The sequence below is a fragment of the Enterobacter cloacae complex sp. HYC033_NIDB genome, assembly GCF_056673335.1.
In genome coordinates this window covers 807388-821613 of record NZ_CP115123.1, presented here as the reverse complement: position 1 = coordinate 821613, position 14226 = coordinate 807388, and the positions used below count along the sequence as shown (strand labels likewise).

Annotated in this window: 13 protein-coding genes and 1 pseudogene; 5 read left to right on the top strand and 9 right to left on the bottom strand. The window is 59.0% G+C overall.

Going from position 1 to position 14226, the window contains the following annotated elements; all coding sequences use genetic code 11:
• Positions 1-58 precede the first annotated feature (58 nt).
• The 7 genes from uhpT to ivbL form a co-directional block, all read right to left on the bottom strand.
• Entirely contained in the window at positions 59-1450 is a 1392-nt protein-coding gene (gene uhpT / locus O1721_RS03895) for a hexose-6-phosphate:phosphate antiporter (protein ID WP_006808805.1), read from the bottom strand.
• Between the two features lie 132 nt (positions 1451-1582).
• Positions 1583-2893, bottom strand: coding sequence for an MFS transporter (gene uhpC, locus O1721_RS03890; RefSeq protein WP_017383677.1), 1311 nt, complete (start codon positions 2891-2893; stop codon positions 1583-1585).
• The gene (gene uhpB, locus O1721_RS03885) at positions 2886-4391 is read right to left on the bottom strand and encodes a signal transduction histidine-protein kinase/phosphatase UhpB (protein WP_017694010.1); all 1506 of its coding nucleotides are present in this window, start codon (positions 4389-4391) and stop codon (positions 2886-2888) included. Before uhpB ends, uhpC begins: the two co-directional genes overlap by 8 nt.
• Positions 4388-4981, bottom strand: coding sequence for a response regulator transcription factor UhpA (uhpA, locus tag O1721_RS03880; protein ID WP_003861054.1), 594 nt, complete (start codon positions 4979-4981; stop codon positions 4388-4390). The genes uhpB and uhpA overlap by 4 nt, the downstream gene beginning before the upstream one ends.
• Positions 4982-5106: 125 nt before the next feature.
• Positions 5107-5394: an acetolactate synthase small subunit gene (gene ilvN / locus O1721_RS03875; RefSeq protein WP_015570113.1), complete on the bottom strand. Its 288-nt coding sequence runs from the start codon at positions 5392-5394 to the stop codon at positions 5107-5109.
• Positions 5395-5397: 3 nt separating this feature from the next.
• On the bottom strand, positions 5398-7086 hold the full coding sequence (gene ilvB, locus O1721_RS03870) for an acetolactate synthase large subunit (protein ID WP_015570114.1): 1689 nt from the start codon (positions 7084-7086) through the stop codon (positions 5398-5400).
• A 106-nt stretch (positions 7087-7192) separates the two neighbouring features.
• Positions 7193-7291, bottom strand: a complete 99-nt coding sequence (gene ivbL / locus O1721_RS03865; RefSeq protein ID WP_057979964.1) for an ilvB operon leader peptide IvbL — start codon at positions 7289-7291, stop codon at positions 7193-7195.
• Between the two features lie 520 nt (positions 7292-7811).
• Between ivbL and tisB the strand changes: the two genes are divergently transcribed.
• The 4 genes from tisB to emrD all read left to right on the top strand — a co-directional run bounded on the left by tisB (position 7812) and on the right by emrD (position 10668).
• Positions 7812-7901: a type I toxin-antitoxin system toxin TisB gene (gene tisB, locus O1721_RS03860; RefSeq protein ID WP_017383683.1), complete on the top strand. Its 90-nt coding sequence runs from the start codon at positions 7812-7814 to the stop codon at positions 7899-7901.
• Positions 7902-7965: 64 nt separating this feature from the next.
• Positions 7966-8412, top strand: a complete 447-nt coding sequence (locus O1721_RS03855) for a GNAT family N-acetyltransferase (RefSeq protein ID WP_003861064.1) — start codon at positions 7966-7968, stop codon at positions 8410-8412.
• Between the two features lie 62 nt (positions 8413-8474).
• A complete protein-coding gene (locus O1721_RS03850; protein WP_015570117.1) occupies positions 8475-9308 on the top strand; it encodes a DMT family transporter in 834 nt (277 codons plus the stop codon).
• 175 nt (positions 9309-9483) lie between these two features.
• Entirely contained in the window at positions 9484-10668 is a 1185-nt protein-coding gene (gene emrD / locus O1721_RS03845) for a multidrug efflux MFS transporter EmrD (protein ID WP_015570118.1), read from the top strand.
• Here the strand turns inward: emrD and O1721_RS03840 are convergent.
• Positions 10574-11659 (bottom strand): annotated as a pseudogene (locus O1721_RS03840) (cellulase family glycosylhydrolase); the annotation flags it as partial. The gene emrD and the pseudogene O1721_RS03840 overlap by 95 nt on opposite strands.
• Positions 11660-11743: 84 nt before the next feature.
• Positions 11744-12670: a DNA-binding transcriptional regulator DsdC gene (dsdC, locus tag O1721_RS03835; RefSeq protein ID WP_032646690.1), complete on the bottom strand. Its 927-nt coding sequence runs from the start codon at positions 12668-12670 to the stop codon at positions 11744-11746.
• A gap of 204 nt (positions 12671-12874) precedes the next feature.
• On the opposite strand from dsdC, the gene dsdX reads away from it, so the two are divergent.
• Positions 12875-14212, top strand: coding sequence for a D-serine transporter DsdX (gene dsdX / locus O1721_RS03830; RefSeq protein WP_032646687.1), 1338 nt, complete (start codon positions 12875-12877; stop codon positions 14210-14212).
• Positions 14213-14226 lie beyond the last annotated feature (14 nt).

Genomic DNA, 14226 nt, shown 5'->3' with positions numbered 1-14226 from the left:
GCCGTGAAAAATAAAAAAGCCCGGCATCACACACCGGGCAAAGAAGTTACCTGCACACTCAGGCTACTTTTAATTTCTGCGCACGATTCTCGCGGCGGATCTTACGCTCTTCCAGCACCGCAACCATCGCCATCAGGACGATACAGCCAATCGCTGCCGCATCCAGCGCGGCGAAGGTGCCCGCCCAGCCGGTGAGGCCGAAAATTGGCGTGCCGTCGGCGATCATGCCCAGACCGAGCTTGGCGAAGCTGTCGCCGATCAGGTAAGCGAAGGTGCCCTTAATCCCATCGGCTGCGCCGATCGCTTTTTTCGGCACAAAGCCAACCGCCGCCACGCCGATCAGCAGCTGCGGACCGAACACCAGGAAGCCGAGCGCAAACAGCGACGCCAGGTAAACGTACTGGTTGCTGGCGTGCTGGTAAACGCCGAGCGTGGCGATAATCAGCGCCAGCGCGACGCAGGCCACCAGCGCGCGACGGCCGTTGGCGAGGTCCGAGAGCCAGCCCCACAGCAGGGTACCGACCAGCGCGCCTACTTCGAACAGGGTGAAGCCCTGAATCGCCACCTCTTTCGAGAGCTTCAGCTCCTGGAAGGCATACACGGTGGACCACTGGTCGATACCGATACGCACCACGTACAGGAAGATGTTCGAGAAGCAGAGCAGCCAGATCACTTTGTTTTTCAGCACGTACTCAACAAAGATCTGCCATTTGGACATCTCGTTTTCTTCGGTCTCTTTGTCCTCCTCGCTGATCTCCTCCCCGAACAGCTCTTCAGCTTTGCCGAGGCCGTAGGATTCCGGGGAATCGCTGCCGTAGCGCAGGCCGATAAAGCCGACAATCAGGGCGATAATCGACGGGAAGATAAACATGCCAATCACGTGGCCGTCGAACAGGTAGTTCGCACCGAACAGCGCCACGCCGGCCGCGCCCGCTCCGCCGAGGTTGTGGGAGATGTTCCACATGCCGAGGTACGAACCCCGCTTGCGGCGCGGCGTCCATTTGGTGATGGTGGAGTAGCTGCACGACCCGCCGGTGCTCTGGAAGAAACCGCTCAGGGCGTAGAAGGCGATCATCAGGAACAGGCTGACGGAGCCCGCGCCCATGCTGGCGCTAAAGCCGAGCATACAGATGGCGGAGAGGATCAGCATAAACGGCAGGAACTGCTTGGTATTTTTGCCGTCCGCGTAGTAGGACACAACCGTTTTCCCCACGCCGTAGGTGATGGAGAAGCCCAGGCCAATCATCCCCAGCTGCGTCATGCTCAGCCCGTAGGTTGAGATCATGTCGTTCTGCGCGATGTTAAAGTTTTTGCGGATCAGGTACATGGTCAGGTAGCCGATGAAGACCACCAGATAGGACTGCATGAACGGTTTGAACCACATCTTGCGCCGCACGTCGAGCGGCAGATCCAGGGTCGGCTTGCGCACCTGATTTAAGAAGGCCAGCATGACTGAGTTACTCCTGAGCTGATTTTTGCAGCATTGTAAAAACCAGCCAGGAGAGATGCCTGAGACAGCGTCCAGGTGAAACCGGGAAAATTTCTTAGTTTTGCGCGTCTCGGCAGCAAAAGGTGAGGCGCGTCACGCTTCGCGCGGTGCCTGCGCGTGCAAAAACGGCAGCAACAGCAGGGCGGAGATGCCCGCCGCGATGGCGATCACCGCGAAGAACCCGCTCCAGTGCCAGACGTCGATCACCCGCGCCAGCGGCCAGCCGGAGAGCGATGCGCCAAGGTAGGCAAACAGCCCGACAAAGCCCGTCGCCGCGCCTGCCGCCTCTTTGTGGGAACACTCCGCCGCCGCCATGCCGATCAGCATCTGCGGGCCAAAGACGAAAAAACCGATGGTGAAGAAGCACGCCGCCTGCATCACGTAGCTGGCGAACGGCATCAGCCACAGCGAGCCGACGGAGAGTAAGATCCCGGCAGCAAAAATCAGGTTCATCGGCCCGCGGTTACCGTTGAACAGCTTGTCCGAGCCCCAGCCCGCCACCAGCGCGCCGATAAACCCGCCCAGCTCGAACATCGTCACCGCCGAGTTGGCGGTCACCAGGTCCACGCCGAGAGTTTCGGACATGTACAGATTGCCCCAGTCGTTGATCGCCGCGCGCACCACGTAGACCAGCACGTAGCAGAGCGACAGCAGCCAGATGTACGGGTTTTTCAGCACGTATTTGGTGAGGATCTCCTGGCGGGACAGCCCGGCCCCTTCCTGCTGCTGGGCGATCTCCATCTCGTCGTGCCGCCAGTCGCCCACCGGTGGAAGGCCGACGGTTTGCGGCCTGTCGCGCAGGCGCCAGCAGAGGAACAGTCCGGCGACAATCGCGAGGCCACCGGCAATCATCATCCCCGCGCGCCAGCCGTAGTGCAGCGCCGCCGCGCCGACCACCATCGGGATCAGCGCCCCGCCGACGTTATGCGCGGTATTCCATATCGCCCACCAGCCGCCGCGCTCGTTGCGTGAGTACCAGGCGGTGAGCAGGCGGGCGCAGACCGGCGCGCCCCAGCCCTGGAAAAAGGCGTTCAGCGCCCACAGCAGGGCAAAGGCCCACAGCGAGGTGGAGAAGCCAAACAGGATGTTCACCACCCCGGTGGCGATCAGCCCGACGCCCATAAAATAACGCGCGTTGGAGCGGTCGCTGACGATGCCGGAGAAGAACTTCGACAGGCCGTAGGTGATGTAAAACAGCGTCGCCAGCAGGCCAATATCGGTGCGCGTCATCACGCCGCTGGCGAGAATTTCCGGCGCGGCGGCGTTGAAGCTTTTGCGGGTGAAGTAGAACAGCGCGTAGCCGAGCCAGATGGTAATCAGGATATGGCGACGCCAGTAGCGATAGCGGGCATCGATTTCCGCTTTGTTGCTTAGCGGGGCGGCGCTGGCGGGGGTTTTAAACATGGTGTGTCCTTAACGGCAAACTGACGCTGACGCGCGTTCCGTGGGTGCAGGAGATCGTCAGCGTGCCGCCCAGCGCCTTCACGCGCTCGCGCATGCCCGCCAGGCCAAACCCCTGCTGGCCGGAGCCCGGCGGCAGGCCGCAGCCGTCGTCTTCAATCACCAGCATCAGGCGCTCGTCCTGCTGCCAGCCCTGGATCGTTACCGCGCTGGCGCTGGCGTGCTTGACGATGTTGTTCAGCCCTTCCTGGCAGACGCGGAACAGCGTCACACGCTGGCCTTCACTCAGCGCAGGTTCGTTAATGCGCCAGTCGAGATGGCTGACAATCCCGCGGCTCTCCAGCTCCATCTCGCGCATCAGAGAGCGTATTGCCTGCTCGAGCGAGAGATCGTCAAGCTGGCGCGGGCGCAGCCGCCCTAACAGGCGACGAACGGAATCATAGACGCCCAGCGAAAGCTGTTCGATATGCGCCCCGCCCTGCTTCACGCCCGCGTTTTCTGCCGCCAGGCGCTGAACAATGCCCGCCTGGGTGCGGATGGCGGTGATGGTCTGGCCGATATCATCGTGCAATTCGCGAGCAACCTCCTGGCGCACGCTCTCTTCCGTCTCCAGCAGACGCTCCGCCAGACGGCGGTTGCGCGCCAGCTCGGCTTGGAGGGACTGGTTCAGCTCGCGCAGGCGCTGTATGCCCGCGCCGAGCAGCAGCCCGGTGAGGCTCTGAGCCAGCAGCGAGAGCAGCAGATCTACCGGGTGATCGTGCCAGGTCTGGCTGGCAATCAGCGCGATGGCGTTCATCAGCGTGGCGATCAATGCGCCCTGCCAGCCGTAATGCCAGGCAAGGGCGATGATCGGCAGCGCCAGACAAAACGGCGTGAAGCGTGATAATTCAGCGGGCAGACCAAGCTGCAACCACAGGCTCACCACAAACAGCAGCAGATACCAGATCAGGTGCCGGGCGCGCCAGTTCACCGGCTGGGAGACCAGCGCCGGGCCGAGCGGCTGCCAGACGGTGCTGGTAAGGTAATGCCAGATCACAAGGCAGGTCGGGGCCAGCGTCAGGCCGCCGGTGAGGGTCAGCAGCAGGGCGTTGAGCCCCTCCTTTTCACCCACCCACGGCAGGGACTGCAACAGCGCGGCGGCAATCAGCGCCGCACCCTGACGCAGCAGCGTGCGCCAGTCGCGCTGGTGACGGTAGCGGGAAATCAGGGCGACCGGGATAAGCGTGAGCAGGCTTCCGGTCATCAATAAAGGCAGGTGCGCCAACGCCACTTCCTGCGCCAGCCAGATCAGCATCAGCCACTCTGCGCCCAGCAGCACCGGCCAGTAGCCGCGCGGGCATTGCAGCATTAGCCCCAGCCGCAGGCCAAAGGGGAACAGCAGCACCGCCAGCTCCGGGCGCTCGACAAGATGCAGGCTGATACTCCACAGACAGAACCACGCGGCGGAGAAGATGAAAAAGCTGGCAACAACGGCGATCAGCCGCGAAAACAGGGAGTTCATTGCCAGCTGTCAAACATACGGCGCGCCAGCTCGACATCGTTACTGACGTTGAGTTTTTCCATCAGGTTGGCGCGATGAACGTGAACGGTCTTTGGCGACAGCCCCAGCTCTACGGCAATCTCTTTCACCGACATGCCCTGGGCAAGTTTCTCTGCCACCTGGCGCTCGCGTCTGGTGAGCGGATCCTGCCGTCCCGCCGCCAGCTTGATGGCAATATCCGGCGTCAGGTAGCAGCCTCCGGTGGAGACGGTGCGCACGGCGGCAATCAGCTCGTCCGGGCTACAGCGTTTAGAGAGAAACCCGCGCGCCCCCGCGTTGAGCGCCTGCTCGACAAGCGCCGGGCTGTCGTGGACCGAGAGCATGATCGTCGCCATTCCTTTCGGCAGCTGGCTTAACAGCTCCAGCCCAGAGAGGTCCGGCATAGAGATATCGCAGATACAGACCTGTACCCCGCGTCCCGGCAGGCCCGCCAGCGCCTCGCGTCCTGAGCCAAACTCGGCCACGACCTGAAAATCCGGTTCGAGGTTTAAAAGCTGGGCAAAGCCGGAGCGAACGATAAGGTGGTCGTCGATAAGGGCGATGGTGGTCATGGTTTGATCCTGATGCGTGAACGCGCCGGATGGCGGCGCAAACGCCTTATCCGGCCTACGTGTAACGTCCTTGCAGGCCGGATAAGCGCAGCGCCATCCGGCAAAAGCCTCTTACCTTAAGTGATTTACTCAAAAAACACCGCAATTTTGTTAAACATGGTGGGATCGGACTGGTTGCGTGCCACTTTGGTGACGTCCTCCAGCTTGTCGATCTGCGCCATCATCTGCTCCAGACGCTGGTCGTCGTTCACCAGTAGCCAGATGCGGCTGTGCTCGCTGCCCTGAATCGGCAGGCACAGAATGCCTTCCACGTTAAACGCCCGACGGGCAAAGAGCCCACAGACGTGGGTCATGACGCCTGGGTGGTTGCGGACGGTGAGTTCCAGAATGACGTTATCACATTGTTTCTGCATGGCTTATTCCCCCACCATCTCAGTATTTGCCGCACCCGGCGGCACCATCGGATACACTTTTTGTTCAGGGTCGATACGCACGTGGATCAGCGCCGGGCCAGGGCGAGAAATCGCATCCTGCAACGCCGCGTGGGCATCTTCTTCGGCGTTCAGATCGCAGGTGTGCAGGCCAAAACCAGCGGCAATCTGCATAAAGTTGATCATCCCCGGATAGGTCGCCGCAAACACGCCCTGCTTGTAGAACAGGCTCTGCTGCTGGTGCACCAGACCCAGCGCCTCGTTGTTCATCAGAATGATTTTGACGTCTAACTGGTTTTCGGCCGCCGTCGCCATCTCCTGAATATTCATCATCAGGCTGCCGTCACCGGAGAAGCAGATCACCTTGCGGTCCGGGTTGGCGAGCGCCGCGCCAACCGCTGCTGGCAGGCCGAAGCCCATGGTGCCAAGGCCGCCGGAGGTCAGCCACTGGCGCGGACGGTTCAGCGGATACGCCTGAGCGGTCCACATCTGATGCTGGCCGACGTCGGTGGTGATAATCGCGCTGTCATCCACGCAGGCGGCGACGGCGTTGATAAGACCATAGTGGCTCAGCGGGTCGCCCTCGGTTGGGATAGCGCCCGGGAACTCCCGTTGCAGATCGGCTACCAGCTGGCGCCAGTCGGCGCGGTCGGTTGCCTCCGTCTGCGGGATCAGCTGCGCCAGCACCTCGGCCACGTCGCCCTGGATCGCCACGTGCGGCTGCTTGATTTTACCCAGCTCGGCGCGGTCGATATCCACGTGAATGATTTTGGCGTTCGGGCAGAACTGCTCGGTTTTGCCAATCGCCCGGTCATCAAAACGCGCCCCCATAACTATCAGCAAATCCGCCTCTTGCAGGATGTAGTTGGTGCTGCGCGCGCCGTGCATGCCCAGCATGCCGAGAGAGAGCGGGTGCGCTTTTGGCAGCATACCCAGCGCCATCAGGGTCATAGTGGTGGGCAAATTAGCTTTTTCAGCGAACTGGCGGATTTCATCCGCGGCGTTGATCGTCCCGCCGCCCAGATAGAGCACCGGGCGTTTGGCGGCGTTGATCATCGCCGCCGCATCGCGCACGCTCTCAGCGCTGAATTCTGGCGCGGGGGCACGGTCACCCGGCTCCGGCAGAACGTCGATCTCAATTTCTGCGGTCTGGACATCCTTAGGAATGTCTATCCACACCGGGCCCGGGCGGCCAGACTGCGCAATGCGGAACGCATCGCTGATAACCTGAGGCAGCTCGCTAATATCGCGAACTAAATAGTTATGTTTGGTGATGGGGATAGAGATGCCGTAGGTGTCGACTTCCTGGAACGCATCGGTGCCGATCATCGAGGACGGCACCTGGCCGGTAATGCAGATCAGCGGAATGGAGTCGAGACGCGCGTCGGCGATGGCGGTCACCAGGTTAGTGGCGCCCGGCCCGCTACAGGCCATACAGACCGCCGGTTTACCCTGGGTACGCGCCATGCCCTGGGCGATAAAGCCTGCGCCCTGCTCGTGGCGCGCCAGCACGTGGCGGATCTGTGTGCTTTGGCTTAACGCATCATACAGCGGCAGTACGGTCCCACCCGGGATGCCCGCAACGGTGGTGATGCCCTGTCGTTCCAGTAAATGAACAATCAGCTGCGCGCCTGTAAAACGCGTCTTGGTGGATGTTGTGCCCGAACTTGCCATGCTCCAGTCCTTTTCTTCTGAGCCAGCCTTCCGGGGAGGGTCCTAAACGAAAAACCCCGCCCGGTTTGCGCCGGCGGGGTTTTGGATTCGTGTGTTGATCCAGTCCCTACGGCGCATTGCCGACGACCACCACCACACGCACGACGACCACTGCGGCAGGTTGCGCAGTTTTTAGTAGGGTCGAAGTGAAGATGGATGAAGTCATTGGGGACCTGTGTTTGGAATCATTGATTGAATTTATACAAACACAGGTTTTCGGATGTGACAATGGAAATATTTTCATCTGCGCAAAAATGCGTCAGGGATCACGTTTCGTTTGTTGGGTGGTGAAAACAAAAAACCCCGCCTAAGCGAGGTTTTTATCAGGGTTTTGCGGTTGGTTGCCGCAGAACACACTGTGTTACGTCAACGCGAAAAGTATACGCGATCGAAGACGAACGCGCAATTCCGGCACGGATTTTGACGTTTTTGAGTATGGATCGCCTTCCAAATTTTGTCCATAAAATACTGTTCATACATACAGTATTTATCTATACTGAGGGTGTTCGCAGTGAGCGAGGGGGCCGCAGTTTACCGGCGCAACGAAGTCCTGGCTGAAACGGGTGGTGCCGTCAGTGCCTTAACCCCTGAAGTGAGCACACTGTGTTACGTCAATCCAGGTGCTGGCCACAGGCGGCGGAAAGGTACGCCAGCATCGTGCTCCTTTTAACCAAAAGGAGACGCGTATGAGCGTCGTGGATATGGTCATACTTGTCCTCAAACTCATTGTTGCTGTATTGCAACTGCTTGATGCTGTCCTGAAATACGTTCGGTGATTCAGGTTCAAGTCGCACCTGAGAGGGGCGGGCAACCGCCCCTCTTTAATAACGAGGGAATGCTATGTCGCGTCTGTTAATTGAGCCCGTCACGCCCGATGAACCCGGGTATATCGCCCTGAAGGCGGAGAGTATCGCGTTGAATTTCAATATGCTGCGCAGGCTGGAAGAGAACTGGCAGCGGGGTGAAAACCGCTTTAACGCGCCGGGTGAAAAACTGCTGGGGGCGTTTCTTAACGGCAGGCTGGTGGGCGTGTGCGGCCTTAATCGCGATCCGTTCAGCCAGCAGCCGCGCGCCGGACGTATTCGTCATCTCTACGTCAGCGAGAAGTGCCGTGGGCAGGGCATAGGCAAACAGCTTTTGACCGTGGTGATGGCGGATGCCAGCATCTGGTTTGATTTTCTTAATACCCATGCGCCGGAAACCGCGTACGGATTTTACCATCGGGCGGGCTTCAGGCTGGTGTCAGACGAACCCCGGGTGACGCACCGCCTTTTTTGCGCAGTGTAAGCGGCTGGCAGCATCGACGGGTGAATGTTACAGTTGGATGACATTTCACCAACCGATACGCCATGACCATCACCGTTTTCTGCATTTTACTGTTCGCCGCACTGCTGCATGCCAGCTGGAACGCCATCGTTAAAGCCGGAACGGATAAGCTCTATTCGGCGATCGGAGTCAGCGGTTCAGCCGCGCTTATTGCCCTGATTTTACTGCCCTTCTCTCCTCAGCCAACTGCCGCAAGCTGGCCATATTTGTTCGTCTCCTGTGCGTTACAGGTGGTGTACACCGTGCTGGTAGCGAAGACCTATCAGGTCTCCGACATGAGCCAGACCTACCCCCTTATGCGCGGGACGGCTCCTCTGCTGGTGGCGCTGATCAGCGTATTGGTGCTCGGGGATCATCTCTCCTGGCTTGCCTGGTCCGGCATTGGGGTCATTTGTCTGTCGATTCTGGCCATGGCGATGAACGGCCGCATGCAGTCACGCAAGGGGATCTGGCTGGCGCTGCTGAACGCCTGTTTTATCGCCGGGTATACCCTGGTGGACGGCACCGGTGTGCGACTCTCGGACACTGCGCTGGGCTATACGCTCTGGACCTTCTTCATGAACGGTTTCTGCCTGCTGAGCTGGGCAATGGTGGCGCGGCGTCGCGAAGCGTCCAGCTACCTGCGCCTGCACTGGAAAAAAGGGCTGCTCGGCGGTGTCGGGACGATGGGATCTTACGGTCTGGCACTCTGGGCGATGACCCAGGCACCGCTGGCTGTGGTCGCGGCACTGCGTGAAACCTCTATTCTCTTCGGCGCATTAATCGCATTTGTGCTTTTAAAAGAGAAGGTTGCCGGCCTGCGCATCGCGGCGGCACTGGGTATTGCTGCCGGTGCGGTCCTGCTGCGCCTGGCGTAATTCGCTGGCAACATTAGTTGCCGATCTTGTTTACAAATCCTGCCTTCACGTCTTCTGTCATTCATCACAGTAATGCTTAAATTGTCATCTCTCTGTGGTAGATTCCTCGCGCATTTATGGGAATGCGTAGTCACTTATTCTTTATTTATCTCTTTTGGCAAAAGTATTCAGCGACATGAAAAAGCAACGGAACGTGAACTTATTGTTGATGCTGGTGTTACTGGTGGCCGTCGGGCAGATGGCACAAACCATCTACATTCCGGCGATTGCCGATATGGCAAAAGATCTGAGCGTCCGCGAAGGTGCAGTCCAGAGCGTGATGGCAGCCTATCTGCTGACCTATGGCGTTTCACAGCTGGTTTATGGTCCCCTGTCCGATCGCGTCGGGCGTCGTCCGGTTATTCTGGTGGGCATGAGCATTTTCATGGTAGCGACGGTGATTGCCATTACCACTCACAGCCTGACCGTCCTGATTGCCGCCAGCGCCCTTCAGGGCGTGGGCACCGGCGTTGGCGGGGTTATGGCGCGTACCCTGCCGCGTGATATGTACCAGGGCACACAGCTTCGTCACGCCAACAGTCTGTTAAATATGGGTATTCTGGTCAGCCCGCTGTTGGCCCCGCTGATTGGGGGTCTGCTGGACACCGTCTGGTCCTGGCGCGCCTGTTACGCCTTCCTGCTGGTGCTGTGCATTATTGTCACCTTCAGCATGGCGCGCTGGATGCCGGAAACCCGCCCAAAAGACGCGCCGCGCACGAAGCTCATCGCCAGCTACAAAACGCTGTTCGGTAATGGGTCCTTTACCTGTTATCTGTTGATGCTAATCGGCGGCCTGGCGGGAATTGCGGTGTTTGAAGCCTGTTCCGGCGTGCTGCTGGGCGCAGGCCTTGGCCTGAGCAGCATGGTGGTGAGTATTCTGTTTATACTGCCGATCCCGGCGGCGTTCTTCGGCGCATGGTTCGCCGGACGTCCGAACAAGCGTTTCTCCACGCTGATGTGGCAGTCGGTGATCAGCTGTCTGCTGGCCGGGCTGATGATGTGGATCCCGGGGCTGTTTGACGTGATGTCGGTCTGGACGTTGCTCATCCCGGCGGCGCTGTTCTTCTTCGGCGCGGGCATGCTGTTTCCCCTCGCCACCAGCGGCGCGATGGAGCCGTTCCCGTTCCTCGCAGGCACGGCAGGCGCGCTGGTGGGCGGTTTGCAGAACATCGGTTCCGGCGCGCTGGCCTGGCTTTCGGCTATGATGCCGCAGACCGGGCAGGCGAGTTTAGGCTTGCTGATGACCCTGATGGGGCTGCTGATTTTGCTGTGCTGGCTGCCGCTGGCGTCGCGTGTCTCGCATCACGAACAGCCGGTTTAACCGCATGATGGCCCGGCTTCTCGCCGGGCTTTTCACAGACGGGCGCAATCATCGCCTGCAATAGCCGCTCTGGGGCAGGCCGCCACGCCCCCTCTTCCCCGTCATAAAACTGAACATCGGCGTTTATCGCATACGGGATGTTGGCCTGTTGCAGCTCGCACGCCATAAACGTGGCAAACGCCATCTGCGAGGCGGTTGGCGTCAGGCTTTTCGATTCGCCCACCCCCCAGCCGCCAACCCAGCTCACATGCCCGGTTTTTTGTTGCCAGTGCAGCGCGGCGTTGATTCGGTTACGGATAGCCGCTTTCTCAGCCGCAGTTCCGGACGTCCACGGGTATTTACCGTTCGTTTTCAGCGGGCCCCAGGGGAAAATATGCCACTCCGCCAGCAGGTAATTCTGGCTGTGCGCGGGCAGCTTCAGGCTGGATAAATCCTCCGGCGCGGCGCGCAGACGAGGGGCGATAAAAATCATGCGGCTGGCATCAATGGCGTGAATGTCTTTGATCGCTTTCTCATACACCCGGTTGAGCGAAGCAACGTTGTGGTTGAGCTTGTCCGCCGGTTCGTAGATCAGGTCAAAGCCCAGCAACGGCGAGCGCTGACCAAAATAGTGCGCCACGGCAATCCACCAGTTAATCACCTCTTTTTCGGTATCCGCTTTCGGGTCGTTTTTATATTCATCGGCCTGATAAGCGATGATGGGGATGACGCCGTATTGCTCGCAGGCCTCCACCAGCTTACGCAGGTGAATCAGCCGCGCTTCCGTCGGTTCGCCCGCCACCCGAATACGGACATGGTGTATGCCTTTCACCTGAAAATCACGGACCACCAGCGGGTCGAACTCGCGGATACCGCGCTCGGTGCGTGCCCAGTCGACATCCATTCCGACGCCCAGCATCTGCGCGTAACGGGCAGCCGTCAGCGGCGGCTCAGCGGCAATCGCCCAGCTGGAAGAGAGTAAGATCGCAGTGGCAATAAAAGGCTTTAACACGGTTTACCCTGGATAAATCAAAAGCATTACCTGTATTTAGCACGCTTTTTCACATTTGGTGTAGAGCGAAAGCGTAATAATTCTTCAACCCGCCAGCTCTCTTAGCCAGCCGATAAAGGCGTCAATTTTCGGCCACTGACGGCCGGGAAGCGTTGAGACGTAATAATGCTGATGGCACTTGAGAGTTTTCCCATCAAAGGGTGCGATCAACTCCCCCCGTTCGAGACGTTTTTGCACCAGCCGCTTTCTCCCCATCGCTACCCCCACATTATTCATGGCCGCGATAATGGCTAAATCAGAGCGATCGAAGCCAATACCCGATGATAACGGCATATTCGCCGCGTAATGCTGCGCCCAGCTCAGCCACTCATCCGTACCGGAATCATTGCTCCAGGCCTGACGGTCGTGCAGTAACGTGCAGTGGCTGAGGTTATGGGGGTTTTTCAGCAGTTCATGCTCCCGGGCATACACCGGCGAGCAGACGGGCAAAATCTCTTCATCCATCAAAAAGTGATGAGAAAGGTGGTTTGGCGGCGTATCGTCGAAATAGAGCGCCAGATCGATGCCGGTTCGCTGCATGTTGACATAATCATTACCAGTCAGAATAGTAAGTGAAATCGACGGGTAGCGGCGGGTAAAATCCCCCAGCATCGGCACCAGCCAGCACTGGGCGATCGACGGCCGGGAGTACACCGTTAGCGTACCTGACAGCGCCTGGTTTTTAATATCCAGGATCTCCTGATTCAGGGTGTCGAGGGACGATTTCAGCGTCCAGTAAACGCGCTTGCCTTCCTGCGTCAGCTCCACTTTACGATGTGAGCGGACAAACAGCTGAATGCCCAGCTCCTCTTCCAGCAGATTTATGCGGTGGCTCACCGCGCTGGGGCTGAGCGACAGCTCCGCCGCCGCCAGCGCGAAGGACTCATGCCGGGCGGCCACTTCAAAGGTGTACATTTTCGACAGCTGCCAGCCGTTTAAAAGCCGGTTTCTGCCTTCATTCGCATCGGTCATCACAATTCCCACACGTAATTTCTGCGTTCAGCATACCGCTCAAGAATGAATTTATGTGAACCTAATACGAGTTAAGTGCGCTTTTTAGAGTCCAGTCACTCAGTTGATCCAATCTGGCTCATCTGAACGCCAATTTATATCGTTTGTCAGCCCACGCCGTTTTTTCGTCCAATACCCCCAGATGACATAAGGGTGAGGTGAGATATGGGATCTCAGGTCTGGGTTGTGGCAACGCTGCTTGTCAGCATCGTATTGATTGTTTTAACCATCGTAAAACTGAAGTTTCACCCGTTCCTCGCGCTGCTGCTGGCAACCTTTTTCGTCGGCGCGATGATGGGGATGAGCCCGCTGGATATGGTGAACGCCATTGAGAGCGGGATTGGCGGTACGCTGGGCTTCCTGGCGGCGGTTATCGGTCTTGGCACTATTCTCGGCAAAATGATGGAAGTCTCCGGCGCGGCAGAGCGCATCGGGATTACGTTGCAGCGCTGCCGCTGGCTGTCGGCGGACGTGATTATGGTCCTGGTCGGCCTGATCTGCGGCATTACGCTGTTTGTGGAAGTGGGCGTGGTACTGCTGATCCCGCTGGCGTTTTCCATCGCCAAAAAGACCAACACGTCGCTGCTCAAGCTGGCCATTCCGCTCTGTACCGCACTAATGGCAGTGCACTGCGTGGTGCCTCCGCATCCGGCCGCGCTGTTTGTCACCAATAAATTAGGGGCGGACGTCGGGACGGTGATTGTCTACGGTCTGATGGTGGGCCTGATGGCGTCTCTGGTTGGCGGCCCGCTGTTCCTGAAGCTGCTCGGCGATCGTCTGCCCTATAAGCCGGTTCCGGCGGAATTTTCAGACCTGAAGGTGCGGGAAGAACACACGCTGCCGTCGCTGAGCGCCACGCTGTTCACCGTGCTGCTGCCGATTGCCCTGATGCTGGTGAAAACCATTGCCGAGCTGAACATGGCAAAAGAAGGCTCGCTGTATACCCTGCTGGAGTTTATCGGCAACCCTATCACCGCGATGTTTATCGCCGTGTTTTTTGCCTACTACCTGCTGGGGATCCGCCAGCACATGGGCATGGGCGCAATGCTGACCCATACGGAGCACGGCTTTGGCTCTATCGCCAACATTTTGCTGATTATCGGTGCGGGCGGCGCGTTCAACGCCATCCTTAAAACCAGCGGTCTGGCGGAGACGCTGGCGCATATTCTCTCGAACCTGCATATGCACCCTATCCTTCTCGCCTGGCTGGTGGCACTGGTGCTGCACGCCGCCGTCGGTTCGGCAACGGTAGCGATGATGGGTGCCACGGCGATAGTAGCGCCGATGCTGCCGCTCTACCCAAACGTAAGCCCGGAGATCATCACCATTGCCATCGGGTCCGGCGCTATTGGCTGCACGATCGTGACCGATTCTCTCTTCTGGCTGGTGAAGCAGTATTGCGGCGCGACCCTGAACGAGACCTTCAAATACTATACGACGGCGACGTTTATCGCCTCGGTGCTTGCACTTGGCGGCACATTCCTGCTTTCCTTCATTATCTGAGCGCGAAGAGACGT

Coding starts and splice junctions, on each gene's coding strand:
- uhpA (WP_003861054.1), bottom strand. CDS start 4,981: ATGACCACCATCGCCCTTATCGACGACCACCTTATCGTTCGCTCCGGC.
- O1721_RS03850 (WP_015570117.1), top strand. CDS start 8,475: ATGACCATCACCGTTTTCTGCATTTTACTGTTCGCCGCACTGCTGCAT.
- uhpT (WP_006808805.1), bottom strand. CDS start 1,450: ATGCTGGCCTTCTTAAATCAGGTGCGCAAGCCGACCCTGGATCTGCCG.
- emrD (WP_015570118.1), top strand. CDS start 9,484: ATGAAAAAGCAACGGAACGTGAACTTATTGTTGATGCTGGTGTTACTG.
- uhpC (WP_017383677.1), bottom strand. CDS start 2,893: ATGTTTAAAACCCCCGCCAGCGCCGCCCCGCTAAGCAACAAAGCGGAA.
- dsdX (WP_032646687.1), top strand. CDS start 12,875: ATGGGATCTCAGGTCTGGGTTGTGGCAACGCTGCTTGTCAGCATCGTA.
- ilvB (WP_015570114.1), bottom strand. CDS start 7,086: ATGGCAAGTTCGGGCACAACATCCACCAAGACGCGTTTTACAGGCGCG.
- tisB (WP_017383683.1), top strand. CDS start 7,812: ATGAGCGTCGTGGATATGGTCATACTTGTCCTCAAACTCATTGTTGCT.
- dsdC (WP_032646690.1), bottom strand. CDS start 12,670: ATGACCGATGCGAATGAAGGCAGAAACCGGCTTTTAAACGGCTGGCAG.
- O1721_RS03855 (WP_003861064.1), top strand. CDS start 7,966: ATGTCGCGTCTGTTAATTGAGCCCGTCACGCCCGATGAACCCGGGTAT.
- ilvN (WP_015570113.1), bottom strand. CDS start 5,394: ATGCAGAAACAATGTGATAACGTCATTCTGGAACTCACCGTCCGCAAC.
- ivbL (WP_057979964.1), bottom strand. CDS start 7,291: ATGACTTCATCCATCTTCACTTCGACCCTACTAAAAACTGCGCAACCT.
- uhpB (WP_017694010.1), bottom strand. CDS start 4,391: ATGAACTCCCTGTTTTCGCGGCTGATCGCCGTTGTTGCCAGCTTTTTC.